This is a genomic window from Zeaxanthinibacter sp. PT1 (assembly GCF_028464225.1).
Taxonomy (GTDB): domain Bacteria; phylum Bacteroidota; class Bacteroidia; order Flavobacteriales; family Flavobacteriaceae; genus Zeaxanthinibacter.
This window is the reverse complement of record NZ_JAQPCN010000002.1, coordinates 437,615-462,027: the sequence shown is the minus strand read 5'-3', so window position 1 is coordinate 462,027 and position 24,413 is coordinate 437,615. Positions and strand designations below refer to the sequence as shown.

The 24,413-nt window shown below is 44.7% G+C and carries 22 protein-coding genes and 1 other RNA gene; 8 read left to right on the top strand and 15 right to left on the bottom strand.

The window, feature by feature from the left end:
• Positions 1 to 47 precede the first annotated feature (47 nt).
• Entirely contained in the window at positions 48 to 1,322 is a 1,275-nt protein-coding gene (gene glyA / locus PP178_RS09115; RefSeq protein ID WP_272594101.1) for a serine hydroxymethyltransferase, read from the top strand.
• Positions 1,323 to 1,380: 58 nt separating this feature from the next.
• Here glyA and PP178_RS09110 read toward each other — a convergent pair whose 3' ends face one another.
• From PP178_RS09110 to PP178_RS09080, 7 genes are all read right to left on the bottom strand, one after another.
• On the bottom strand, positions 1,381 to 2,064 hold the full coding sequence (locus PP178_RS09110; RefSeq protein WP_272594030.1) for a hypothetical protein: 684 nt from the start codon (positions 2,062 to 2,064) through the stop codon (positions 1,381 to 1,383).
• 129 nt (positions 2,065 to 2,193) lie between these two features.
• Positions 2,194 to 2,868 carry a histidine kinase gene (locus PP178_RS09105; RefSeq protein ID WP_272594029.1) on the bottom strand — a complete coding sequence of 225 codons (675 nt, stop codon included), beginning with the start codon at positions 2,866 to 2,868 and terminating at the stop codon, positions 2,194 to 2,196.
• An 18-nt stretch (positions 2,869 to 2,886) separates the two neighbouring features.
• Positions 2,887 to 4,962, bottom strand: a complete 2,076-nt coding sequence (locus PP178_RS09100) for a tetratricopeptide repeat-containing sensor histidine kinase (RefSeq protein WP_272594028.1) — start codon at positions 4,960 to 4,962, stop codon at positions 2,887 to 2,889.
• A 120-nt stretch (positions 4,963 to 5,082) separates the two neighbouring features.
• On the bottom strand, positions 5,083 to 5,319 hold the full coding sequence (locus PP178_RS09095) for a hypothetical protein (protein WP_272594027.1): 237 nt from the start codon (positions 5,317 to 5,319) through the stop codon (positions 5,083 to 5,085).
• A gap of 137 nt (positions 5,320 to 5,456) precedes the next feature.
• Positions 5,457 to 6,218, bottom strand: coding sequence for a LytR/AlgR family response regulator transcription factor (locus tag PP178_RS09090; protein ID WP_336298527.1), 762 nt, complete (start codon positions 6,216 to 6,218; stop codon positions 5,457 to 5,459).
• Positions 6,219 to 6,357: 139 nt separating this feature from the next.
• A complete protein-coding gene (locus PP178_RS09085) occupies positions 6,358 to 6,747 on the bottom strand; it encodes an acyl-CoA thioesterase (protein ID WP_272594026.1) in 390 nt (129 codons plus the stop codon).
• A complete protein-coding gene (locus PP178_RS09080; protein WP_272594025.1) occupies positions 6,747 to 7,790 on the bottom strand; it encodes a glutaminyl-peptide cyclotransferase in 1,044 nt (347 codons plus the stop codon). Before PP178_RS09080 ends, PP178_RS09085 begins: the two co-directional genes overlap by 1 nt.
• A 145-nt stretch (positions 7,791 to 7,935) precedes the next feature.
• On the opposite strand from PP178_RS09080, the gene ffs reads away from it, so the two are divergent.
• The 3 genes from ffs (at position 7,936) to fsa (ending at position 9,723) form a co-directional block, all read left to right on the top strand.
• An RNA gene (gene ffs / locus PP178_RS09075) (signal recognition particle sRNA small type) lies at positions 7,936 to 8,034 on the top strand.
• Between the two features lie 170 nt (positions 8,035 to 8,204).
• Positions 8,205 to 9,014: an SDR family oxidoreductase gene (locus tag PP178_RS09070; RefSeq protein WP_272594024.1), complete on the top strand. Its 810-nt coding sequence runs from the start codon at positions 8,205 to 8,207 to the stop codon at positions 9,012 to 9,014.
• A gap of 55 nt (positions 9,015 to 9,069) precedes the next feature.
• A complete protein-coding gene (gene fsa, locus PP178_RS09065; RefSeq protein WP_272594023.1) occupies positions 9,070 to 9,723 on the top strand; it encodes a fructose-6-phosphate aldolase in 654 nt (217 codons plus the stop codon).
• A 91-nt stretch (positions 9,724 to 9,814) separates the two neighbouring features.
• Here fsa and PP178_RS09060 read toward each other — a convergent pair whose 3' ends face one another.
• Entirely contained in the window at positions 9,815 to 11,197 is a 1,383-nt protein-coding gene (locus PP178_RS09060; RefSeq protein WP_272594022.1) for a TlpA family protein disulfide reductase, read from the bottom strand.
• 173 nt (positions 11,198 to 11,370) lie between these two features.
• On the opposite strand from PP178_RS09060, the gene PP178_RS09055 reads away from it, so the two are divergent.
• Positions 11,371 to 13,002: an ABC-F family ATP-binding cassette domain-containing protein gene (locus PP178_RS09055; RefSeq protein ID WP_272594021.1), complete on the top strand. Its 1,632-nt coding sequence runs from the start codon at positions 11,371 to 11,373 to the stop codon at positions 13,000 to 13,002.
• 78 nt (positions 13,003 to 13,080) lie between these two features.
• Here the strand turns inward: PP178_RS09055 and PP178_RS09050 are convergent, their stop codons facing one another.
• Positions 13,081 to 13,800 carry a hypothetical protein gene (locus PP178_RS09050; RefSeq protein WP_272594020.1) on the bottom strand — a complete coding sequence of 240 codons (720 nt, stop codon included), beginning with the start codon at positions 13,798 to 13,800 and terminating at the stop codon, positions 13,081 to 13,083.
• 192 nt (positions 13,801 to 13,992) lie between these two features.
• On the opposite strand from PP178_RS09050, the gene PP178_RS09045 reads away from it, so the two are divergent.
• Complete coding sequence (locus PP178_RS09045; RefSeq protein WP_272594019.1) at positions 13,993 to 14,541, top strand: fasciclin domain-containing protein; 549 nt, start codon at positions 13,993 to 13,995, stop codon at positions 14,539 to 14,541.
• On the opposite strand, the gene pheT is transcribed toward PP178_RS09045, so the two are convergent.
• The gene (gene pheT / locus PP178_RS09040; RefSeq protein WP_272594018.1) at positions 14,538 to 16,961 is read right to left on the bottom strand and encodes a phenylalanine--tRNA ligase subunit beta; all 2,424 of its coding nucleotides are present in this window, start codon (positions 16,959 to 16,961) and stop codon (positions 14,538 to 14,540) included. The two genes, PP178_RS09045 and pheT, sit on opposite strands and share 4 nt — an antisense overlap.
• 134 nt (positions 16,962 to 17,095) lie before the next feature.
• Here pheT and PP178_RS09035 point away from each other — a divergent pair, with 134 nt between their 5' ends.
• Positions 17,096 to 18,316, top strand: coding sequence for a peroxiredoxin family protein (locus PP178_RS09035; RefSeq protein ID WP_272594017.1), 1,221 nt, complete (start codon positions 17,096 to 17,098; stop codon positions 18,314 to 18,316).
• Between the two features lie 2 nt (positions 18,317 to 18,318).
• Here the strand turns inward: PP178_RS09035 and leuB are convergent, their stop codons facing one another.
• Positions 18,319 to 19,437 (bottom strand): 3-isopropylmalate dehydrogenase, encoded by a 1,119-nt coding sequence (leuB, locus tag PP178_RS09030; RefSeq protein ID WP_272594016.1) that lies wholly within the window; start codon positions 19,435 to 19,437, stop codon positions 18,319 to 18,321.
• Positions 19,438 to 20,610 carry a 2-isopropylmalate synthase gene (locus PP178_RS09025; RefSeq protein ID WP_272594015.1) on the bottom strand — a complete coding sequence of 391 codons (1,173 nt, stop codon included), beginning with the start codon at positions 20,608 to 20,610 and terminating at the stop codon, positions 19,438 to 19,440. It abuts the gene before it with no gap.
• A 140-nt stretch (positions 20,611 to 20,750) separates the two neighbouring features.
• On the opposite strand from PP178_RS09025, the gene PP178_RS09020 reads away from it, so the two are divergent.
• On the top strand, positions 20,751 to 22,295 hold the full coding sequence (locus PP178_RS09020) for a hypothetical protein (RefSeq protein WP_272594014.1): 1,545 nt from the start codon (positions 20,751 to 20,753) through the stop codon (positions 22,293 to 22,295).
• Here PP178_RS09020 and PP178_RS09015 read toward each other — a convergent pair.
• Genes PP178_RS09015 through panB form a run of 3 tightly spaced genes read right to left on the bottom strand, consistent with a single transcriptional unit; the run spans position 22,285 to position 24,364 of the window.
• Positions 22,285 to 22,803, bottom strand: a complete 519-nt coding sequence (locus PP178_RS09015) for a DUF4252 domain-containing protein (RefSeq protein ID WP_272594013.1) — start codon at positions 22,801 to 22,803, stop codon at positions 22,285 to 22,287. The genes PP178_RS09020 and PP178_RS09015 overlap by 11 nt on opposite strands.
• Before the next feature lie 41 nt (positions 22,804 to 22,844).
• Positions 22,845 to 23,531 carry an RluA family pseudouridine synthase gene (locus PP178_RS09010; RefSeq protein WP_272594012.1) on the bottom strand — a complete coding sequence of 229 codons (687 nt, stop codon included), beginning with the start codon at positions 23,529 to 23,531 and terminating at the stop codon, positions 22,845 to 22,847.
• A 14-nt stretch (positions 23,532 to 23,545) separates the two neighbouring features.
• Entirely contained in the window at positions 23,546 to 24,364 is an 819-nt protein-coding gene (gene panB / locus PP178_RS09005; protein WP_272594011.1) for a 3-methyl-2-oxobutanoate hydroxymethyltransferase, read from the bottom strand.
• Positions 24,365 to 24,413 lie beyond the last annotated feature (49 nt).

Sequence of the window (24,413 nt, the reverse complement as noted above, 5' to 3'; positions counted from 1 at the left end):
ATTGTCAATTTGTACTTTTGCATTTCATTTAACAGGAAATTATGGCGATGCAACGTGATCAACAGGTCTTTGACCTGATTGCCGAAGAAAAGGAACGGCAAATAAACGGAATCGAATTAATAGCTTCTGAAAATTTCACCAGCGAGGCAGTTATGGAGGCTGCAGGTTCTGTTTTGACTAATAAATACGCCGAGGGCTATCCCGGGAAGCGTTACTACGGAGGTTGCGAAGTAGTAGATAAGGTAGAACAACTGGCAATAGATCGGGCCAAAGAACTTTTTGGTGCCGAATATGCGAACGTACAACCCCATTCCGGTTCCCAGGCCAATACCGCGGTATTTGCTGCCTGTTTGAAACCAGGGGATACCATTCTTGGCTTTGATCTTTCGCACGGGGGGCATCTTACCCACGGCTCACCGGTAAACTTTAGCGGGAAGTTATATAACCCTGTATTCTACGGTGTGGATAGGGAAACCGGCCTGATCGATTACGAGCAGGTGAGGGAGCAGGCTTTAAAGCACAAGCCGAAGATGATTATCGCAGGTGCATCGGCCTATTCCAGGGATATGGATTTTAAATTATTCAGAGAAATTGCTGATAGTGTGGATGCCCTGCTGCTGGCTGATATAGCTCACCCTGCCGGGCTGATTGCAAAAGGTATCCTCAATGATCCCTTACCCCACTGCCATATAGTGACCACGACCACCCATAAAACCCTGAGGGGTCCAAGGGGAGGATTAATCATGATGGGCAAAGATTTTGAGAATCCTTTCGGGATCAAATTAAAGAACGGGAACCTTCGTAAAATGTCCGCTCTTTTAGACCTGGCTGTTTTCCCTGGGAACCAGGGAGGTCCGTTAGAACATATCATCGCTGCAAAAGCGGTGGCCTTCGGGGAAGCGCTGTCCGATGACTTCCTCCACTATATGATACAGGTAAAAAAGAATGCCGCCGCTATGGCTAAGGCATTTGTTGAAAAGGATTATAAGATCATATCTAACGGAACAGACAACCACATGATGCTGATCGATCTTCGAAACAAGGGAATCACCGGGAAAGACGCAGAACAAGTGTTGGTTAAGGCAGATATAACCGCGAACAAGAACATGGTGCCTTTTGATGATCAATCTCCCTTCGTAACCTCGGGTATCCGTTTTGGAACTGCAGCAATCACTACGAGAGGGCTGGTTGAAAAGGATATGGAGGTGATCGTTCGCCTTATAGATACGGTGTTAAATAACCCGGAAGACGAATCACAAATAGAGGAAGTAAAGAAAGAAGTGAACCAGATGATGCAAGGATTGCCCTTATTTAAAAGCTGATCACTACTTTTCTTAAAATAGAATTAGAATTGGGGCGGGAAGAAATTCCTGCCCTTTTTTATTGATTCAGCATATAGAGGTCACCGGAGATCATGGATCGTCGCTTCAAATCGTAGATAAATGCATCTTCTTCATTTTCGGAATACATGGCCCAGTAACTTAAAAAATCCGGCATGTCATCCGTCGATCTTGGCAGGTAGAGGTCCTGTTCTATCGCTTCTTCAAATACCGGGATGTAGATTTCGTAAGGTACTTCGTTCATCTGGCTGATAATATCCAGGTAGTGATTTCCTAAGGCCTCAAGAATCAGGTCTAAATTAGACACTATACTCTGGGGATAGATACTTTTCACTACAATAGCGGTGTCGTTTAGGAAAATAGAAAATTCTTCCACATCAATAATCTCGGAGTTACAGGCATTTAAATCCTGTAGTGCCTGCCGGAAAGGGGATTGCCTACTGTTCCTGCTACCATCGGGGACTTTAGCGCCCCAGGATTCGAGATCCAGATGATACAATATATCCGCTAAATCCATGTTGCACTGCATCCCGATGACAAGGTTAAAGTCGTCAGCTTGCTGCTGGTAATTACGCACCGAAACATTTGAGAAGTAATCCTTCTCCAATTGTCTCTGGAAACCCTCTATGCCGTTTAAGCGGGGGATTTCTTTAAATCGAAGTCCTGATTTATCTGAGTTATCGTTGCGGTGCATTGGTAAGATTTCCTGATGGTTACGGATCATTCTTACTCAAAATTAATTCTATTAATTAAATGGGTATTATATAAAAACCATAGAATAATTATGGTTTTTATATATTTCGATGAAGTGCACGCAAGGGATAAAAAAGCAACTCGGGAAGCCTGGGAGTTTTCAGATAAAACCCCTTCTCCTGGATTCCGTAATCAGGGCCTGGTCATTCTGTTTGTCAATTCCGAAAAGCGATTTCAGATGCCTTTTCCGGTTTTCGATACTGGGGAGCGAGAGGGATACAAACTGGGTAATATCCTTGGTCTTTGTCCCGATAGAGAGGTAGTAGAGGATTTTACGGTCATTCTCGTCCAGGGAGATATCATTGGCCATTTTTTTACGGATCGCTGCCAATGCCTTCTGGGTGTAGTAGGGGGGATGCTCCAGTACGGTTCTTACCATGGCCTGCAGCGATTTCTGATCGATCTCTGTTTTAACCATATACCCGTCCGGATCTACTGATTGTAAAATGCTGTTGATACGGTAATTATCACTGAATGAAGACATGAACACAATCTTGGTTCCCGGGCATATTTCCCGTGCGTAGATCCCGAGATCTTCCCCGGTGCCGGCATTATCATCCATGGGACCGGACAACTGTATGTCTAATAGGAGTATATCATAAGGCCCGTATTTTACAGATTCCAGGATACGTTGCCTAGCGTCTTTAAAGCTTTTTTCTGTATCCATACGGATGGTGTACTTGTCAAAGTCAGAGTCCTCCAGGATGAACTTATACCCAAGGGTTGTCATCTCATGGTCATCAACAGCAAGTATCCTTATCGTCTTCTTATTCATAGCTATGCGGTCTTTGTATTACCCGTGCTGGGACGTCTCTTTGGCATTGGTCTTATTTTTTATCCCAGCAGTGTCTCTGGGGATATGGAGGTGTACCGTGGTACCCGTGCCCGGGCTGCTCTGTATTTCCCAACTTCCCCTTATTTTGCTCACCCTTGAAGCTATATTCCTGTGACCTATTCCTTTTTTGCCACGACCCGGGCTGAAACCTGTTCCGTTATCGGAGTGTTTTATATGTATTTCGGTAGCACTTCCCTGCAAATCCAGTTTCAGTTCGGATGCTTGTCCATGCTTGATCGCATTCTGTATACATTCCTGTAGGCATCGGTATAAATTGATCTTAATTTCTCCAGACAGGTCGTCCCAATCTACATCTTCATCATAACTGAGTTTGTACCGGATTCCGGCATCTCTGGAATTTTTCTTTAGCAACTCGTCCACGGATAAAATAAAGTTATGAAATTTATGGTAGGAGGCGTCATTCAGTTCGTGGGAGATGGTCCTCACTTCTTCCTGTAGCTCTTGTAGCCGGCTGATGGCCTTGTCCCTCATCTCCATGGAGGCCGCATCCGACTTGTTGTTCAGAGCAAGCAGAACCATGCGGATGCCATTCATTTCCCCAAGGACGGCATCGTGAAGTTCTTCGGATATTCTTTTCTGTTCTGATTGTTTCCCCTCTTCCAATTTCTGGTTCTGGGCAAGCATCAGGTTAAAAATTTCCAGGTTTGCCTCTTGTTGCTGTCTCTCAAATTTTAGTTTTTGATTCTTAACCCGTTGAGAGATAATAATGAATATGGCGAACGCTAGTAGTATAACCCCTGCGGCAATACCTATCCACAACTGTCGTTGCCTTTCCAATAGAATATTCTGAGCCCTGAATTCATCCGTCTCAAATCGTATCCTCGCAAATTTATTACGTATAGCTCTTTCTTCTAAGGCCAGGCTGTCACTAAGTTCAATATATCTCCCGGAATAAGACGAGGCGTTTTCAGGATCTAAGACGGCAAGCATTCGAATGCTTTCTAACAATCGTTTGTTGTTATCACTCTGCATGGCATTCTCTTCTGCCTGTCGAACATGATAGAGCGCTTTCTCCTTATCTCCATTTTCCTGGTAGTACCGGGCGAGGTTATAATGGCTCCTGGATAAGCCGCTCAGATCCGATAAACTGTCCTGGAGTTCTACGGCCCTCTTAAACGTGTTCATTCCCTGGTCTGTTATTCCTGTGCGTAACAGGCTGTAAGCGCGATTGGCCAGGAGGCGGGCATACTCGCTCGTAACTATCCCTGCTTCATAATTTCCCAGGACTTCGTCAAAATATTCCAAGGCTTTCTGGTCTTTACCCTGTTCCTGGTATAAGACCCCAATGTTGTTCAGGATACTTCTTTCCAGGGCTTTATTCTGCGGTAGTTGCCGGTAATATACCATCGCCTGGTTATAGTAGCCTATGGCCTGGTTATATTCTTCCAGTTCCTTGGTGATCGATCCTAAGTTATTGTAGCAGTGTCCCAGGTGTCTTATTTCATCGAGCTGCTTAAGTAGATCAATGGCTTGGAAAGTAGAGAGCTCGCTCCCCGTGTAATCTTTGACGCTGGCTTGTATGACGGCCATATTATAAAGGACCCTGGCCTCATTCCGCTGTTTCCCCATTTCATGGTACAGCTCCTTGGCTTTGTAAAAATGGTAATAGGCACTGTCCGGTACGGATTTCATATTAAAGAAGACGGCGAGATCCCAGTGCGAACCGGCCAGTGAAGCTGAATCTTTGATCTGAGCCGACATCCTCATTGCGGCTGCATTGGTCTTTCTGAACCCGAGTGAGTCATTCAGGTCAAGGAAAGCCAGTGATAGGCGCGACATCGATTGATTACTCATGGAATCAACGCCCAGTGAACTGATGGTCTGAAAGGCCTTATTAAGGACATTTTTCCTGCTGTCTGAGGACAATTCTGTATTCCTGCCTTGATCAATCCAGGTGCTTACACTGTCTTTTGAGGGTGCTGCTTTGACACTACTCTGCTTTTTTTGGTTGCAGCCAGCCTGAATAAAGAGCAATCCAAGCGATATCCAAAATAATATATACCGGCAATTCATCAGGGGTTGTTTGTTCTGCTGTAAATATAGTCCAAAAAAAAAGCCTTAAACAATTCGTCTAAGGCCATTCTATGTTGTCTGATAGGGTATCAGCACTTACTCTGCGGTGTTATGGATGGTTTAATTACCACCGGTAACATCATCATCAGTCCTTCTGTCAATGATCACAATATCACCATCGGTACCCTCTTCATCATCATCCGGGTCGTCTCTTCTGATGATCGGAACAATGTCTCCATCTGTTGCCTGTACGTTCTCGTATAATGCTGAAGTTTCCTCCATATTATTCTCTGCCGTGCAGGAGAAGAATCCCAGTGTTAATAATACCATTGCCAAAATGCTGAATACCTGTTTCATCGTATTTGTTTTTTAAATTGGTTATATGTTCATGCTTCTAAACTACAGAGCACGACCCTAAGTCTGAAAGTTTCTACCTTTCATTTAGTGAAATTGCTCTGTTTGTGAGAATTACTCTGTTTTCTGAGAGAATTCTGCTAATTAAGGGTGGTGATCGAATTTTTGGAGAGGACCTTTTTCAGGCTATCGATATTTTCTCGATAGGTTTTTGAAAAAGGCAATTGCATTTTCCCGGTTTTCAAGGTGCACAGACTTTTGCCGTAATTGATACGTGAGACATAATTCATGTTAAGGATGTAACTCTGGTGTACCCTGATAAAGTTTTTTGGCAATTGGGTTTCAAAAGTTTTAAGGGTTTTAAAAGCACTGATAGTACTGCCGTCTTTCATAAAAAAATCGGTCGAGTTATTATCAGCCTTCAGGTACAGGATCTCATCCGTATCCAGGTATTGGAAATCCTTATAGGATTTAAGGCATAAGGTGGTGCCGGCATGTTCTTTTGGTAATTGTTTCTTAAGACGTAGCAGGGTTTTGCGCATGTCAAATTCATTGAAGGGCAACAGCCAGTAGTCAAAGAAATCGTTTTTGATGGCGTCATAGGCGTGATCTTTACCGCTGGAGATACCTATCAAAACAGGGAACTCTGTCATATACAGGTGTAACTCTTTTACCATTTGGAAATACAAGGACGCCCCGTGATCCAGGTTGAGGAAAACAATATCCGGATGATGTTTCAGGATGGTGTTAAGGCCGTCTTCATGATCAGTGGCCTGGGCGACGCATTGGAAATCCCCATAATCCTCCAGGTAGTGCTGCAATTGCAAACTGGAAGTTGCGTTCTGATCAATTATGGTATAGGTATATTCCATGCCCAAGATAACTAGGTTAAAATTAGTCATGTTATTTCATTGGGGGTTATAGAAAAACCATAGAATTTCTATGGTTTCTATACCTAAAGTACTGATAATGACCTTGATCTCGGAAATTACTCGATGAATGGTGTGTTAAATTTTCTACAGGCGGAGCTATTCAGAGGAATCAGAGGAATAAATTCTGTACATCTATACCAATCCTTGCCGGCTTAAGGCTTGCCGGGTCTAGCATACACCATTTGGTCAGGGATTCCACCAATAATTCGTTCCCCTCTTCCAGGTACATTTCCACAACCCGTTCAGAGAGGGCGCCCCTGGCAGACTTGATGTAGGTTTCCATGCGGATACGATCTCCCAATTTAGCGGCACTTTTATAGGTGATGTTATGATTGACAACCACCCAGATGACTCGGTCCAGTAGGGCAGGAGGCGCTACAGAGAGCCAATGATTCTTAGAAATATCTTGTATCCACTGTACATAACGCACATTATTTACATGCTGTAGATCGTCAAGATCATCTTCAATAACCGTATGGCTTTGTGTAAATCGCTGCATCAATTCTTGGGTTTGATCTTTACCTCGAATATTTTATCCCAATATTTCCCTGTAACAAATAAGGTCTTCCTCCCGGGGTGGTAGGCAACACCGTTCAGTACATCCAGTTGTGGATGTTTACCTACTTTTTCTTTTAACCCGCCAAAATTAATGACCCCTTCAATGGCACCGGAGACCGGGTCTATAATCATCATGCTCTCTTTTTGCCAGACATTGGCATAAATCTTCCCCTCTACGTACTCTAATTCATTGGCTTTGTTAAAAACTGACTTGTTAGTCACGGTCTGTATATAATCCTTTTCGGTCAGTGTGGTGGGGTCCAGGATCCAAATCTTCTCCGTACCGTCACTTTTATAGATCTTCTGCCCATCGTTGCAGAGACCCCAACCTTCTTTGCTCTTTCCGTATTTAAAGCTACCGGTCTTTTCAAACGTATCGAGGTTGTAAGTAAAGCCAAGGCCACTTTGCCAGGTAAGCTGGTAAATAGTATTCCCCATGATAGTGATTCCTTCACCAAAATAATTTTCGTTCAGGTCTATTCGGTCTAATACCTCTCCCGAGCTGTAATCTATCTTCATCAAAGCAGAACTCCCCTTCTTCCCCGTGCCTTCGTACAGGGTATCATTATGAAATTCTAACCCCTGGGTAAACGAACTCTTCTGATGAGGGTAAGTGTTCACTATTTCGTAAGTATAAATCTTGGGAGCGTCTTTAGCCAGGAGTAGTATATTTTTATTTATTTCGGCTTCACCTCCTTCAAAGGTAACCTTAGCTACCAGCTTCCTGTTCCCTAATTTATCTGTATCCAGCCGAATCGTATTATCCGCTGCAGGGAGTACTTTGCCGTCTAAGGAATACTGAACATCCAGAATTTCCTTATCCTTCTTGTTAGCCAGCTCAACGACCACCTCTTCCTGGGTGTGAAATACGCCACGATCTTCTTTTATTTCTATTTCAAATAGGGAAGAAGGGCTATCTGTTCCTCCACAAGCGAGGAATAATAATAAAAAGCTGCTACAGCTGATCAGTTTAAAAAAACTCATGAATTTCTGGTTTAGAGGTAATTGCGGCCAGTGCTATTGAAAGCCCTGCCATCACGGCAATGTTAACATTTTACAAACTGTATGCAAAGATAAAATAAGAGGCGAAATTGATTGCCTCAAATATAAAAGATTGTATCTTTGCACGAGGCAAGTCCTACACGACCAGCTCCTGCAGAATCCCCCAGGGCGGGAACGCAGCAAGGGTATGCGGTCGTAGCGGTGCGATGTAGGTAGCTTGCCTTTTTTTTATGCCCAAAAGTCAGATACGGCGAGCTGTATTTCTCCTTCAATACCCACGGTCTGTTCAATTCACATATACACCTTACAATACTTTACTTTCACAGCATATGCCGGATACTTTTATTTGTGCAGCCCACTTGTGACAGGGGACATTAATTTGTTAATTTGCAGGCTATGAAAAATAAGGTGGTCTTGATCACAGGCGGTAGTTCCGGTATCGGCCTGGCAATTGGCACATTCCTCAGCGGGAAAGGATATACCGTTTATGGTACCAGCCGGAATCCTGAAAAAAATAAAGAATTCTCGGCCTTCAAACTTCTAAAGCTCGATGTGCGTGATCAGGCATCCATCACCGCAGCCACCGCTCAGCTTCTGGAGATGGAGGGGAGGATAGACGTCCTGATCAACAATGCAGGGGTAGGGATAACCGGCCCCATAGAAGAAACTCCGGCTGACGAAATTCGCAAAGCTTTTGACACTAATCTGCACGGTCCTTTATCCATGATAAATGCTGTACTCCCTATCATGCGTGAACAGGGTAACGGGCAGATCATCAATATTACCTCCATTGCCGGTTATATGGGACTACCATATCGCGCGTATTATTCAGCGAGCAAAGGGGCGTTAGAGTTGATGACCGAGGCATTGAGAATGGAGGTAAAGGACTTTAATATTCAATGTACTTCCCTCGCCCCGGGTGATTTTGCTACGAACATCGCAGCAGGACGATACCATGCACCCATATCAGAACGGTCGCCTTACAAAGATGCTTACTCCAATACCTTGAAGCTTATGGACCAGCATGTAGAAGCGGGTCAAAACCCCATCAAAGTGGCAGAAAAGGTATATCAGATTATGCAAACTAAGCGGCCAAAAGTGCATTACCGTGTAGGTAGTCCGTTACAAAAGTTTTCCCTGGTCCTGAAGAAGTTACTCCCTGATCAACTATACGAGAGGTTATTGATCAATCATTATAAATTGTAGCATAGTATCCCTATCTTAGGGGTCTCTTATACATTATAGATCTAAACACACACTTATGAAATTTTTTATAGACACTGCTAACCTCGATCAGATCAAAGAAGCCCAGGAATTAGGGGTTCTTGACGGGGTTACTACCAATCCTTCGCTGATGGCCAAAGAAGGCATCACGGGAAAAGACAATATACTGAAGCACTATGTTACGATCTGCGACATCGTAGACGGGGACGTCTCAGCTGAGGTGATCGCCACAGAGTTTGACCAGATCGTCAAAGAGGGTGAAGAACTGGCAGAACTGCACGATCAGATCGTGGTAAAAGTTCCCATGATCAAAGATGGTGTTAAGGCGCTTAAATATTTTTCGGATAAGGGAATCAGGACCAACTGTACACTGGTGTTTTCTGCCGGGCAGGCCTTATTGGCTGCCAAGGCAGGGGCAACCTATGTTTCTCCCTTCCTGGGCAGATTAGATGATATTTCTACAGACGGTCTTAACCTGATCTCCGAAATTCGTCTTATCTACGATAATTATGGATTTGAGACTGAGATACTGGCCGCATCAATCAGGCATACCATGCATGTGATCGATTGCGCCAAGCTTGGTGCCGATGTGATGACAGGACCACTTTCTTCCATTACAGGCTTGTTAAATCACCCGTTAACGGATATCGGACTTAAGAAATTCCTTGAAGATTATAAGAAAGGAAATTAAATTATATGTAAAAGATCATTATAAAATTAGCCTGGGTATAAAGCCCGGGCTTTTTTTGTGCCGTATGGATTTACCTGTAACTACAGGTGGATTAAAATGATGTATAGAGATTGGCAAAAGCGTCGACGATAAGGCTGTCCTTAGCGATGATCACCTTGTTCATCGGGTAGATCACCAAAGTGTTGGTCAACTCCTCGAAGTTCCTGGAACGGTACTGGTTCTCAGGGTTAAGTCCCTTACTCGCTACTAAATTCTGCCAGGTATCGTCCTCTGTATTGAAGTTAAGACCGATAAAATGATAGTCGGGATATTTTTTTTCAAGTTCCTTTACCCGGGATACCATACTGTCAAAGTGCCCTTTCTGGTTGGCCGACCAAAAATAGAAAACCACATCCTTGCCTCGGGCAATATCTTTTAGCTGAACCATATTCCCTCCTTGGTCTGCTACCATGATAGCAGGTAGCTCATTGTTGGGCTGAATATTCCTGATACCTTCATACAGGTTATTGATCTCCTTAATGTGCTTGTTGTTCCCTGAGAGTTGATGAAACTTCTCTATGAATTCCTGGTTGTTTTCTGCGTTGTCCTGTACTTTGAGCAGGTAATCTATGGCGACGTAACGGAATACATTGTCCCTTAGATCCTTCTGGGTGATCAGGCTATCTATAAGGCCTAGTTTGTGGGTGTTAAAATGCAGGTAACTCTTTACCGCGGGGTTGGCCATGTCACAATTATCCACACACTGCATATAGGTCCTGTTAGATAAATGGTAATTTATAAACTTGTAGTAAGGCCTGAAATAGGTAAGATCCTCGTTATTCAGGTCTATGTTCTCCCGGTACGCATAGAAATCCTCGGGTAGCTCAGGGACCTGGTCCATCCCTTGTCTCTTTTTATGAAAGAAGGGGTATAATTCTTTGTAGATATAGTAATCATAATCAATACTGGCCTGGGCGATCTCCCTGGTCTGATCCGAAAATTCGTGCTCCTGCAACAAACGTTCCAGGTATTCTAACTTGATGTTGCGGAGGGAATCGATCTGCTGACTGAATTCTGACGGTGACAGGGTATACAATGTATTGATGTACTCCTCTTCGTCTTCATGCGAAAGGAACATTTCTATCAGGAAATTATTGACCTTTTCCCCGGATCCTGAGAATACGAGTGATTCGTCAAAGTCTGTCGTATTGAGACGTACGGCAAGGCTATCACCCTCCTCCAGGTAGATGTATTGGTATTCCGGGTTGTGTTTAAAATTGTGAAGACCCTCACTGATCGAGTCTAAACGGAAGCTGAAGCGGTTGTTCTCATCGAGCTTTGCAGAATCTATTTCCACGTCGTTCTTAAATAGATAAACGTACTCACCGGTAGGATTAACTATCTCACCAGTAAATACGACGGAAGGGGAATGATGTTGATCATCCCTGCACGAAAAACTCAATAAAATAAAGAGACAAAATAAAATTTTGTTCATAGATGATTATCTGCCAAACTCAAACAAAGCTAATAAAACCCCTAGGTCAAGGCTGTTAATGCGCCGTTAAAATAAGGCAAAGCTTAACGTTTTGACCCCTAAATGCTCTGCTATATTCTTGCTGAAGCGGGTTTATTTTGACTATTTTTGCAAAAATTTTAAAAGCAGCATATATGTTATCGGTCTCCAATCTTTCTGTTCAATTTGGCAAAAGAGTCCTTTTTGACGAGGTCTCCGTGACTTTCGCCCAGGGTAACTGCTATGGGGTGATAGGCGCCAATGGTGCGGGTAAATCAACTTTTCTCAAGATATTAAGTGGAAAGCAGGATGCTACTTCGGGGCATGTTCACCTGGAGCCGGGAAAACGTATGTCTGTCCTGGAGCAGGATCACAACGCCTACGACGAAAACACAGTCCTGGAAACAGTGGTGATGGGGAACAAGCCCCTGTACAAGATTAAGAACGAGATCGATGCGCTTTACGCCGATTACAGCGACGAAAATGCCGACCGGATTGGGGAATTGCAAGTGGCTTTCGAAGAGATGAACGGGTGGAATGCAGACAGCGATGCGGCAGCATTGTTATCCCATTTGGGAATTCCGGCCGGCATGCATGATACTAAAATGTCTGACCTGGATTCCAAGTTAAAAGTAAGAGTGCTTCTTGCGCAAGCATTATTTGGCAGTCCGGATGTGCTGGTCATGGATGAGCCGACAAACGACCTGGATTACGAAACCATTAGTTGGTTAGAGAATTTCCTCGCCGATTATGAGAACACGGTGATCGTGGTATCGCATGACAGGCACTTCCTGGATGCCGTATGTACCCATATCGCCGATATCGATTTTGGAAAGATCAACCTGTATTCCGGAAACTATTCGTTCTGGTATGAAAGCAGCCAGCTGGCTTCAAGACAGCGCGCTCAACAGAATAAGAAAGCAGAAGAGAAAGCTAAAGAATTGCAGATGTTCATTCAGCGATTCAGCGCTAACGTCGCAAAAAGTAAGCAGGCAACTTCTCGTAAAAAGATGCTTGAAAAACTGAAGGTAGAAGATATTAAACCGTCTAGCAGGAGATACCCGGCCATTATTTTTGACCGCGAACGAGAAGCCGGGGACCAGATATTGAACGTGGAAAAATTGCAGGCCACCAGTGAGGATGGAGATCTGCTTTTCCAGAACGTCAATTTTAACCTGGCCAAGGGTGATAAAGTGGTTATACTGTCCAGGGATTCCAGGGCTAGTACAGCTTTTTACGAAATCGTAAACGGGAAACAAAAAGCTGATAAGGGCGAGTTTCAATGGGGGGTGACCACCAACCAGAGCTACCTGCCTGCAGATAATTCGGCTTACTTCGAGGAAAACATTAACCTGGTAGATTGGTTACGGCAATACGCCAAAACGGAAGAAGAGCGGGAAGAGGTATATTTAAGAGGTTTCCTTGGAAAAATGCTGTTCAGCGGGGAAGAAGCCTTAAAAAAATGTACCGTCCTTTCCGGAGGCGAGAAAGTTCGTTGTATGCTCAGCAGGATGATGTTGATGCGTGCCAATGTGCTGATGCTCGATGAGCCTACCAACCACTTGGACCTGGAAAGTATTACGGCCTTTAATAACTCTTTAAAAACCTTTAAGGGAACCGTGCTGTTGACTACCCATGATCATGAATTTGCCCAGACCGTGGCCAACAGGGTGATCGAATTAACACCGAAAGGAGTTATAGACCGTTACCTGAGCTTTGATGATTATATGTCTGATCCGTCGATCAAGGAGCAGCGAGATAAGATGTACGCCGTGCCCGTGGGATAAAGGAGCAGACGGAGAACACAATAAAAAAGGGATGATATTATATCGTCCCTTTTTTTATTATAGTCACTTAATGTATTTCTAAGCATTAAAGTATTTGCTGTTCCAGATGGCCGGGTTAAAATTCTTTCCCAGGGCAAAGCCGTAGAAGATCACTACTGCCGCGATAGATTTGAACATGAAGAAGAAGATGATCCAGAATTCTGCGGCGGTACTCGATTTTGAGAAAAGTCCCTGGGGCACCATTAAGGTAGCCAGCAGGCTGATTAGTACAACCACTGCAGAAAGATTGATGACATTCTTAAATGGCCATACCAGCATTCTTCTCAAGGGGTGCAGATCATTTCCCCAGGTATGTATCAGGTAATAATACCCATTCCCGATAGGTGCAAAGAGTAAGGGGTCGTCTTTGTCCTCCAGCTTAAAGAGTTTGGAAGGGGCCATCAATTTAAATCCCTTGAGTTCTATCCCGTGGTCTTTTTCTATGGCTTTGATTTTAGCAACGGCCTCCCGGGGTACTTCTCCTTTAAAGTACCTGATATCCAGGAATCGCAGCCTGTAATTGATACAGGTCTCCCTGATCTGGTGCAGGTGGTAAATTTTGGAGGTGTCTATCAATTCAAAATCAAAGGCATTATTCTCCGCAGCGCGATTTCCTTTAAGGTTTTCAGAGATACGCTGTTCATGCGCTTCATCCTTCCTGAGAATTTCATACACTTCTTCCAGTATCCTGGATTCGCCCTCGGATGCCTTTCTGGTATGAGCCAGGCGAGATTCGATATTGGTTTTCTTCAACTTCATTCTTTTCCATTTTTAGCAATTACTTCAAAATTAAGCAAATGGAGGATCGAATCCAATATAAGCCAAAAGAGGCTATTTGTTAATTATTTGTTAAATTATCTGCTAAGCCCCGGTCAGCTTCTTCCATGATCCGATGATAATTGTATATTGTCGATGAAATCGCACCTTTTGTCGATTAAACATCACGCCCCGATGAACACTTTGAAAGCCATACTGGCAGGCCTAAGCCTGCTCTGTACTCTACTGACGACCAACGCCCAATATGACCCGTCTACCTACGGGGAGATCGGCCCGGCTTACTCCATAATAGAAACTGCGGATAAATCTGACGAACATAAAACCTTAATGGCTGCCGTAATGGCGGCGGGTTTGACGGACCGGTTACACAGTCAAGGGCCTTACACGGTTTTTGCGCCCTCAGACCAGGCTTTTGAAACACTCAGTTCTGAGCGGCTGGAAAGGCTGTTACTTCCTGAAAACAAGCAGGAACTGAAGGCCTTGCTCACTTATCATATGATAGCAGGAAAATTTACGGCATCAGATATCCTGAAAGCCCTGTGCAGGGGAGAGGGGAGTGCTTCATTTACCACCTTGGAAGGAAACACATTAAGAGCCACCATGGACGGGATCGATATCGTCTTGACCGATTGCCTGGGCAACACGGCCAGGATCACTACAGCAGATGCTGACCAATGCAACGGTGTTATCCACGTGATAGACCGTGTGATCGCACCTCGCTAACGCAACTCGGCTCCCAGTTCAGTCTCGAACTTTGATTGTAGTTTCTTCATGATCTTATCAATCTGCTTATCGGTCAGGGTCTTTTTCTCATCGAGCAAGGTAAAACTTACCGCATAAGATTTCTTACCCTCCGGCAGGTTCTTACCGGTGTATACATCAAAGAGGTTCACCTGTTTCAGGAGTTTCTTTTCAGTGGCATAGGCCAGATCATAGACTTGCTTAAAGATAACATGTTCATCCAGCAATAGCGCAAAATCTCGTTTCACTTCCGGATATTTAGAGACTTCCTTGTATAACACTTTGTTCCTGGAGGCAAATTTGATGATCGCTTCCCAATCGAGGTCGGCGTAAAGAACTTCGTTCTTGATGTCAAAAGCCTTAGTGATATTCTTAGCTACAACACCCAGTTTAGCAATGCTGCCCTCCTTGGTGTTCAGGGAAAGACCTTCAGAATAGGTATCATCTTCTATAGGTACAGCCTCGTATGTGTTTACCCCAATACGCTGGAGAACGTGTTCTACCACTGCCTTCAGAAAGAAAAAATCAGATTTCTTTTTTTCTGCTACCCAACTGTCTTCGCTTCGGTTTCCGGTAACCCACAAGCATAAGTGTTGTTGCTCGTCATATCCTGATTCTAACTTGTGATAAGTAGAGCCGAATTCGAATAATTTCAGGTTAGGTTTCTGACGGTTGATGTTATGAGAGATAGTTTCCATTCCTGAAAAGATCATGGATCTTCGCAGCGCCGACAACTCCGTACTCAATGGGTTCATGATGGCGACGGTTCCCCTGTCATCTTGCTGTATGAGTTCCTGGTATTTTGGACTGGTAAGACTGTTGGATAGGGTCTCAAAAAATCCTTTAGAGGCCAGCAGGTCCCCTGCGATGTTTTGCAGGCGATAATCCTCAAACTTTCCGCTCGGTGCAATGGAAGCATTCAGTTTAGAATCAAACTGTATGTTATTGTAGCCATATACCCTTAATATCTCTTCGATCACATCAACCTCTCGCTCTACATCGATCCTGTAAAACGGGATCAACAGGCCGAGGCCGGATTCAGTGACGCTCTTCACCTGGATATCCAGGGAAGCCAGTATGGATTTGATAGTATCCTTTGGAATTTCCTGCCCAATCAGGTTGTTGATCTTTTCAAAGGTCAGGAATACCTGCCTGTCCTCTTTTTTCTTAGGGTAGAGGTCTACAATTTCCGAACTGATCTCACCCCCGGCCAGTTCCCTGATCAAAAGGGCTGCCCGCATAAGGCTGTATTCTACGTTGTTGATGTCTATTCCTCGCTCAAACCTGAAAGAAGCATCCGTGTTAAGACCGTGTCTTTTGGCAGTTTTCCTTACTGCGACAGGGTTAAAATATGCACTTTCCAGGAAGATGGCCCTGGTATTTTCTGTCACCCCGGTATTAATCCCGCCAAAAACTCCTGCAATGCACATGGGCTTTTCAGCATCACATATCATCAGGTCCTCTTCATGTAAGGTACGCTCTTCCCCGTCCAGGGTAACGAATTTAGTGCCCGCTTTCAGCGTCTTCACCTTGATCTTTTTCCCATAGATACGATCAGCATCAAAAGCATGTAAAGGTTGACCCAGCTCGTGCAGCACATAGTTGGTCGCATCCACAACATTATTGATGGGTTTTACGCCAATGGCCCTTAACCTGTTCTGTAGCCAGTCTGGTGAAGGCTGAACAATCAGGTTGCTCATACTGACTCCGCAATAGCGAGGCGCCATTTGAGCGTCATCAACCTCAACTTCAAATTTTAAAGATCGATTATCGATATGAAAGTTACTTACACTTGGTGTATTGAGAGGAATGTGAATCTCTTTTTGAAGAAGGCCTGCTTTCAGATCTCTTGCCACTCCGTAATGACTCATGGCATCAGCCCGGTTCGGTGTCAGGCCAATTTCGAAGACCTCATCATTTTCTATACTGAAAATTTCAGAACAGGGGGTACCCGGTTTAAGACTGCTGTCCAGGACCATGATCCCGTCATGACTCTCACCCAATCCAAGCTCATCTTCTGCGCAGATCATTCCTTGGCTTTCTTCGCCACGGATCTTTCCTTTCTTAATGGTCCATGCCTCTCCTTCGGCATCGTAGAGGGTGGTGCCTATAGTTGCCACGGGTACCTTTTGACCTTTGGCCACATTAGGGGCTCCACATACGATTTGCAGTGCGGTATCTCCACCAATATCTACCTTGGTCAGCTGCAACTTATCTGCATTGGGATGCTTCTCACACTCCAGTACATGTCCTACTACTATACCTTCCAGGCCACCTTTGACAGATTCAAATGCCGTGACGCCTTCTACTTCCAACCCGAGATCTGTTAAAAGTTCAGCAGTTTTATGGGATTCCCAGTTAATTTGAAGGAATTGTTTGAGCCAGTTATAGGAAATGTTCATCGTTGAAATTTAAACGCCCAAAGATAAGATAATGCTTGAAACGATTCAAAATGTCGGGGATTCAATTGGTTTATTTTTTATTGTGACAATTCTGACAGATATTTGATGGTTTTAATGTTCATAATTCTGCCCTCATGCGATTAATCATCGGATCAATACTCACGATTTTATTATTTGTTTCCTGTAACGATAAGACCACCCCTGAACTGCGTACAGGGCCTTGGCATGCCACCCTGGAAGTGCAGGATGGGAGAGAGCTGCCATTTTCTTTTGAACTTTTTAAGGCCGGAAAAGGGTACGGCATCAAAGTTTATAATGCCGGCGAAGAGATCGTCGCAGATGAAATTGAGACCATCGGGGATTCTATCACTATAAAAATGCCGGCTTTTGACGGCTATATTGCCGGGAAATATGAGGGTGAGCAGATCAGGGGAAATTTTATAAAAGACGAATTAGACCGGTCCCAGGCATTTATTGCCAAATATGGAGATCAACCACGATTCCGGGTAAATGAAGCCCCTGCATTTGATGTTAACGGCACCTGGGAGGCGAGCTTTGGGAATGATTCTACAGATATATACCCGGCCAAAGGGATTTTCAGCCAGGAGGGCTCTAAGGTTACCGGCACCTTCAGGACCACTACGGGAGACTACAGGTACCTGGAAGGGGTAGTGCGTGGAGACAGTCTTCTACTCTCTACATTTGACGGTGCACACGCATTCCTTTTTGCCGCACAGTTTCGCGATTCTGTGTTAGAAGGCAAGTTCTACTCCGGGAATCATTTCCAGGAACCATTCACCGCCAGGCGGAATGCCCAGTTTGAACTGGAGGACGAGGAAAGTATCACCTATTTAAAGGATGGCTATGACAAAGTAAGCTTTGCCTTCCCGGATAGTTCCGGGGATACAATTTCTTTAGAAGATACTCGATTCAAGGACAAGGTTGTCATTGTGCAATTGATGGGCAGTTGGTGCCCGAACTGCCTGGATGAGACCAAGTTCCTGGTAGATTACCTGGCCAATAACCCCACGGAAGACCTGGAAGTGGTGGCCCTTGCTTTTGAGTACGCAAAGACAGAGGAGAGAGCTTTTAACAGTATTGAAAGGCTGGAGGAAAGAGTGGGCATTACATATCCTGTTTTATTAGCCCAATACGGGACCAGCAGTAAATCTAAAGCACAGGAGAAATTACCCATGCTCAACCATGTCTGGTCTTACCCTACGACTATTTTTATCGACAAAAAGGGAGAGGTGAGAAAGATCCACACCGGTTTTAACGGCCCAGCTACCGGCGAGAAGTATACAGAATTCAAAACAGAATTTGATTCGCTTGTTCGCGAATTACAGGCAGAATAAAATCAGATAATGGTCGATTTCCCCAAACCTATGTTTTCTTTGTTCATGGTGAGGTGATCATCGGCATCTACTATATTATTAGCGATATATTCCCCCACGTGATCCGTACCGTATTTCCCCTTTGCATTCAGGTCCGGGGTTACAATATTCTGTTTCATCGATTTATAGACCGCGTTGACAATAGCCTGTGTTTCTTCCCGGAGCCCAAAATGCTCCATCATCATCGCTGCTGATAGGATAGAGGCGATAGGGTTGGCGATATTTTTTCCCTTGGCTTGTGGGTAGGACCCGTGAATGGGTTCAAACATGGCATGCTGTTCTCCTACGGATGAAGAGGGGAGTAAGCCTATAGAACCCCCGATAGCACTTCCCGCATCAGATAGAATGTCCCCGAAAAGGTTCTCGGTCAGGATCACATCAAACATACCGGGATTCAGGATCAGTTGCATGGCTGCGTTATCGATATACATGAAGTCCAGCTCAATTTCAGGATAACTTTCTCCAATCCTTTTTACCACCCGGCGCCACAACCTGGAAGTTTCCAGGACATTGGCTTTATCGACCATGGTGACCTTGTTGCGCCTCAATTTAGCTGCCTTGAAAGCCAGGTGGGCTATCCTGCTGATCTCCTTTTCAGAATATTCACAAAGATCCGAGGCGACCGTGCCGGATTCATTCAGTTTCTTTTCACCAAAATAGATACCCCCCGTCAGCTCACGATAGATCACGAAATCTGCCGTTTTTATGATGTGCTTCTTCAGTGGTGATTTTTCCAGGATAGTAGGGAAAGCTTTAACCGGCCTGATATTTCCAAACAGGCCTAAAGCTTGTCGCAATTGCAACAGGCCTTGCTCTGGCCTCACCTTGGCATCCGGGTCATTATCGTATTTAGGATCCCCTATGGCTCCAAACAGGATTGCATCAGATTCTTTGCAGATTTTAAGCGTTTCCTCCGGTAAAGGATTACCTCCCTTCTCCATGGCAATAGCACCCACGGGTGCCTTGGTATAGCTAAAACTATGACCAAATGCTTCCTCTATTGCCTGCAGGCATTTTACGGCCTGTGCTGTTACCTCGGGTCCAATCCCGTCTCCAGGTAACAATGCTATATTCAACTTCATCTACGCTAAGCTTTCTAATTTAACCTTGCAGCTGTCTATGATCTCGTGGATATCTTCGTCCAGGATTTCTTTTTTACGATCGGCATATTGCAGAAACTCCTGGTAGACCTCATCCAATTGTATTTTGGTCAATTCGTAGCCTACCTTTTTAGCCCTCCATGCCAAAGCCGCCCTTCCGCTTCGGGCGGTAAGCACTATAGAGGATTCAGTGACCCCTACTTCCGCCGGATCGATAATTTCATATGTTTCTCGTTTTTTGATCACCCCGTCCTGGTGGATTCCGGAACTGTGAGCAAAGGCGTTAGAGCCTACGATTGCCTTATTGGGCTGTACCGGCATCCCCATTTTAGCGGATACCATCTGGCTGGTCTCAAATAGCATCTCACTTTTGATTCCGGTATCCAGGTTCAGGTAAGGGTGTTGTCTCAAGATCATAACCACTTCCTCTAAGGAGGTATTTCCTGCTCTTTCACCAATACCGTTAATGGTACATTCTATCTGCCGTGCGCCGTTGATGACACCTGCAATAGAATTTGCGGTCGCCAGCCCAAGGTCGTTATGGCAATGGCAGGACAATATGGCCTTCTCTATACCTTTAACGTTTTCTTTCAGGTACTTCATCTTTGCCCCGTATTCTTCGGGAAGACAATAACCTGTGGTATCCGGGATATTAAGAACGGTAGCCCCCGCCTTAATGGCTGCTTCACAGATCCGGGCCAGGAATTCATTATCTGTACGCCCTGCATCTTCAGCATAGAATTCTACATCCTCCACAAATGTTTTTGCATAGGCTACGGCCTCGTAAGCCCGTTCCAGGATCTTATCTTGAGTAGAATTGAACTTATATTTAATATGGGATTCCGATGTTCCGATACCCGTATGAATCCTGGGTCTTACCGCGCCCCGTAACGCTTCTGCCGCAACCTCGATGTCTTTCCTGACCGCCCGGGTCAGTCCACAAACCGTGGCATGTTTTACCAACTTCGCGATCTCGTTTACCGATTGGAAATCACCCGGGCTGGAGACTGGGAAACCTGCCTCGATGACATCTACGCCCAGTTGGTCCAGCTGCCTGGCTATCACCAGTTTTTGTTTGGTGTCTAACTTGCATCCCGGCACCTGTTCACCATCCCTTAACGTAGTATCAAAAATTTGTACCTTATCTTTACTCATGATAATTCCCTAATTTTAAAGACGAAGTTATAATTAGCTTAAAGAAACAGGGGGTCGGGGAATTGTCATTTACAATGCTTAGATACTTTGAGGTTTATATAAGTTACTGGTAATCAATTAATTAAATAGTATATTTTACGATGACAAATGCCCCAAAAGATGCATTGTTCATACTGGTCAAATCCCTTTCTAAATCCGAAAAAAGACAATTTAAACTCTACGTAGGCAGACTGGGGGTAAATACTGATGCCAAGTTCCTGGCGCTTTTTAATCTCCTGGATAAGATGAAGTCTTATGATGAACAAGCTATCCTGGAGAGTGGAATTGTAAAGAAATCACAACTTTCTAACCTCAAAGCACATCTCTACAAACAAATATTGGTCAGTCTGCGCCTGAACCCCGTCAACCAGAACATCCGGGTGCAGATCAGGGAACAATTGGATTTTGCAACCATACTCTATCAAAAAGGCCTCTATAAACAGAGTTTAAAAATCCTGGATAAGGTGAAAGCCGTTGCTATTGACAACGAGGAGAAGAATATCGCTTACGAGATCGTAGAACTGGAGAAGGTCATAGAGACCCAGTACATCACCAGGAGCATCCCGGACCGGGCAGATGAACTTGCCATGCAGGCTAAGGAATTGTCTGCACATAATGTTATGACCAGCAAGCTCTCTAATCTCTCTTTACAGCTTTACGGTATGATGCTGAAAGTGGGTTACGTGAGGAGTGATGATGATTACCAGCGCGTTAAGAACTACTTTGATTCCCATTTACCGGAATACAAGCTGGAAGACCTGGGGTTCAGGGAGAAATTATGGCTGTACAAGGCGCATCTCTGGTACAGTTTCCTGGTGCAGGACTTCCTCTCCTGTTATAAGTACTCCAGCAAATGGGTAGACCTTTTTGATGAGCATAAGGAAATGATCTACCTGAACCCGGTGTTTTACCTGAAGGGGAATCATTATTTAATGGAATCTCTCTTCTATGTAAAATATAGTTCACAGTTCAGGCTGGTACTGGAAAAGCTGGAGGCGATGACACAATCATCTGATTTTCCCCAGAACGATAACATACGCTCGCTGTCTTTCCTCTATATCAACCTCAATAAACTGAACCTTCATTTTATGGAAGGGACCTTTGAAGAGGGGCTGAAATGGGTTAAACCTATAGAAGCTGGAATCGCTGAACACCGGGAGCGGATTGATGAGCACCATGTTATGATCTTCTACTATAAGATTGCCTGTTTATATTTTGGGATCGGAAAGAATAAGGAGTGTATCAACTATCTTAAAAAGATCATCAACAACAAGAATTTAAAGATGCGCGAGGACCTTATGTGTTTTGCCAGGGTACTCAGCCTGGTCGCCCATTACGAGGCAGGTATGGACTACCACCTGGAGGTACAGCTAAAAAGCACCTATAAGTTTTTGCTTAAAATGAACGACCTGCACGCCGTGCAGAAAGAGATGATCAAATTCCTGAGGGGGCTGGGGGATATATACCCCCATGACCTGAAGAACGAGTTTCGGAAATTGCATGCCGAACTGAAGAAATACGAAAATCATCCCTACGAAAAGCGAGCTTTCCTATACCTGGATATCATTTCATGGCTAGAGAGCCACCTGGAGAATAAACCGGTTGGAGAGATTATCAAGGAAAAGGCGAGCAGCCTTATTCGCTGACAGGGGTCATGGGTTTAAATTCGAGCAGCAGACTTGTGGCAAATTTGTCGAAACCACTGGTTTTAGCCATTTCACGGATTTTTTCGGGGGCAAAGTCGCCGCTGAAGTAAAGTATGGAACCGGTATTCATGTCACTGGTGTAGACCACGACTTCCTTAACACTTCTGCCATTTTCGCGTATGGAAACCACATTCTTCCCCTGGGGATCATTTCTCCTGTAAATTTCGATAAATGAACCGCTCTCAAGATTATCTACCCAATCATTAATCTCATTTTTTTCTTCCTCGCCCTGGAGCGGAAGTTTCATATAACGGATATCCTGGGCATTGCCGATAAATTCGCGCATTTCCGGTGAAGCGGTTCTAAGGAAAGACAGCATAACCTCGGGTACGCGGACGGCCATGACCTCCGGATCGTTCTTGTGGGATTTGTAGAATGAATCTATGCCGCGAGAGCCGGAGCATCCCACTACCAATACAGCGATCAAAGCTAGGAAAAGACGGTTCATAAGGTGAGCGTATTAGGCTGGTTTTAAATAAAGATAATCATTTACAGACATGCATCCCACAGGACGTCCCGGGGAGGAGGCGCAATGATCGCTATGCTTTCATTACGAACAGGGTGGATAAAAGATAGTTTATGGGCATGGAGATGGATACTGGCATCGGCGTTGCTGCGATCAAAGCCGTATTTTAAATCACCCTTAATAGGGCAACCAATTGCCGAAAGCTGCGCACGTATCTGGTGATGTCTTCCTGTCTCCAGTGTAATTTCGAGCAGGTAGTAATTATTCAGTTGTTTTAATAACTTATAATGAAGAACAGCCTTTTTGCTATTGGGCTTCTCATCATTATGGGCGTAGGATTTATTCTGTTTATGATTCCTGATCATCCAGTGGGTCAGGGTGTCCTGGGTCTTTGGGGGAGGATTCTTGACCAGGGCCCAGTAGGTTTTTTCCGTTTCTTTTTCGGCGAAAAGCTTGTTCATACGGGGCAGTGCTTTAGAGGTCTTTGCAAAAACCACGACACCAGAAGTAGGCCTGTCCAGGCGGTGGGTTACCCCCAGGTAGACATTTCCGGGTTTATCGTACTTGGTTTTAATGTAAAGTTTAACCACTTCGCTCAGGGGCATATCCCCGGTCTTATCGCCCTGTACGATATCGCCGGCTTGTTTGTTGATGGCAATCAGGTGATTGTCTTCAAAAAGTACAGCTAAGTTAGATGGGGTAGAGGCCATAGAATGCAGATGGACTAATATTGTTCATCTTCGTTTGGGAAATCCTGGTTCTTTACATCAGAGACGTACCTGGAGATGGCGTTCCCCATTTCTTCGTACAAGTTCATATAACGACGTAAGAAGCGGGGATTAAATTCGTGGGTCATTCCCAGCAGGTCGTGGATCACCAGTACCTGCCCGTCGGCATAAGGCCCGCCGCCAATACCAATGGTAGGTATGGACAATTGCTCGGAGACTCTCTTTGTAAGTTCGGCAGGAATTTTTTCAAGTACAATGGCAAAGCACCCCAGTTTTTCCAGCATTTTGGCATCTTCGATCAATTTTTCCGCTTCATCTTCTTCTTTCGCCCTGACCGAGTAAGTACCAAATTTATATATAGACTGTGGGGTTAGGCCCAGGTGTCCCATTACGGGAATCCCGGCATTCAGGATCCGCTTTACAGACTCTTTGATCTCGCAACCACCTTCTAACTTAACCGCATGCGCCCCGCTCTCCTTCATGATCCTGATGGCAGACCGCAGGGCCTCTTTGGGGTCACTCTGGTAACTCCCAAAAGGGATATCTACTACAACCAGCGCGCGGTTGACAGCCCTGATCACGGAGGTGGCGTGGTAGATCATCTGGTCTAAGGTAATCGGTAAAGTGGTCTCATGTCCGGCCATGACATTACTGGCAGAATCGCCCACCAGGATAACATCTACTTTGGCCGCATCTACGATCTTGGCCATAGAATAGTCATAAGAAGTCAGCATGGAGATCTTTTCCCCTTTCTGCTTCATATCGACCAAGGATTTTACAGTGACACGTTTGTATTCGGATTTTGCGGTGGACATAGGCTGTATTTTAGCGGGATTAAAGGTAAGGAGATTTATTGTAAACCCC

What these genes read in the sequence shown, in the direction of transcription:
- glyA (WP_272594101.1), top strand. Translation starts at nt 48, where the DNA reads ATGCAACGTGATCAACAGGTCTTTGACCTGATTGCCGAAGAAAAGGAA.
- PP178_RS09110 (WP_272594030.1), bottom strand. Translation starts at nt 2,064, where the DNA reads ATGATCCGTAACCATCAGGAAATCTTACCAATGCACCGCAACGATAAC.
- PP178_RS09105 (WP_272594029.1), bottom strand. Translation starts at nt 2,868, where the DNA reads ATGAATAAGAAGACGATAAGGATACTTGCTGTTGATGACCATGAGATG.
- PP178_RS09100 (WP_272594028.1), bottom strand. Translation starts at nt 4,962, where the DNA reads ATGAATTGCCGGTATATATTATTTTGGATATCGCTTGGATTGCTCTTT.
- PP178_RS09095 (WP_272594027.1), bottom strand. Translation starts at nt 5,319, where the DNA reads ATGAAACAGGTATTCAGCATTTTGGCAATGGTATTATTAACACTGGGA.
- PP178_RS09090 (WP_336298527.1), bottom strand. Translation starts at nt 6,218, where the DNA reads ATGACTAATTTTAACCTAGTTATCTTGGGCATGGAATATACCTATACC.
- PP178_RS09085 (WP_272594026.1), bottom strand. Translation starts at nt 6,747, where the DNA reads ATGCAGCGATTTACACAAAGCCATACGGTTATTGAAGATGATCTTGAC.
- PP178_RS09080 (WP_272594025.1), bottom strand. Translation starts at nt 7,790, where the DNA reads ATGAGTTTTTTTAAACTGATCAGCTGTAGCAGCTTTTTATTATTATTC.
- PP178_RS09070 (WP_272594024.1), top strand. Translation starts at nt 8,205, where the DNA reads ATGAAAAATAAGGTGGTCTTGATCACAGGCGGTAGTTCCGGTATCGGC.
- fsa (WP_272594023.1), top strand. Translation starts at nt 9,070, where the DNA reads ATGAAATTTTTTATAGACACTGCTAACCTCGATCAGATCAAAGAAGCC.
- PP178_RS09060 (WP_272594022.1), bottom strand. Translation starts at nt 11,197, where the DNA reads ATGAACAAAATTTTATTTTGTCTCTTTATTTTATTGAGTTTTTCGTGC.
- PP178_RS09055 (WP_272594021.1), top strand. Translation starts at nt 11,371, where the DNA reads ATGTTATCGGTCTCCAATCTTTCTGTTCAATTTGGCAAAAGAGTCCTT.
- PP178_RS09050 (WP_272594020.1), bottom strand. Translation starts at nt 13,800, where the DNA reads ATGAAGTTGAAGAAAACCAATATCGAATCTCGCCTGGCTCATACCAGA.
- PP178_RS09045 (WP_272594019.1), top strand. Translation starts at nt 13,993, where the DNA reads ATGAACACTTTGAAAGCCATACTGGCAGGCCTAAGCCTGCTCTGTACT.
- pheT (WP_272594018.1), bottom strand. Translation starts at nt 16,961, where the DNA reads ATGAACATTTCCTATAACTGGCTCAAACAATTCCTTCAAATTAACTGG.
- PP178_RS09035 (WP_272594017.1), top strand. Translation starts at nt 17,096, where the DNA reads ATGCGATTAATCATCGGATCAATACTCACGATTTTATTATTTGTTTCC.
- leuB (WP_272594016.1), bottom strand. Translation starts at nt 19,437, where the DNA reads ATGAAGTTGAATATAGCATTGTTACCTGGAGACGGGATTGGACCCGAG.
- PP178_RS09025 (WP_272594015.1), bottom strand. Translation starts at nt 20,610, where the DNA reads ATGAGTAAAGATAAGGTACAAATTTTTGATACTACGTTAAGGGATGGT.
- PP178_RS09020 (WP_272594014.1), top strand. Translation starts at nt 20,751, where the DNA reads ATGACAAATGCCCCAAAAGATGCATTGTTCATACTGGTCAAATCCCTT.
- PP178_RS09015 (WP_272594013.1), bottom strand. Translation starts at nt 22,803, where the DNA reads ATGAACCGTCTTTTCCTAGCTTTGATCGCTGTATTGGTAGTGGGATGC.
- PP178_RS09010 (WP_272594012.1), bottom strand. Translation starts at nt 23,531, where the DNA reads ATGGCCTCTACCCCATCTAACTTAGCTGTACTTTTTGAAGACAATCAC.
- panB (WP_272594011.1), bottom strand. Translation starts at nt 24,364, where the DNA reads ATGTCCACCGCAAAATCCGAATACAAACGTGTCACTGTAAAATCCTTG.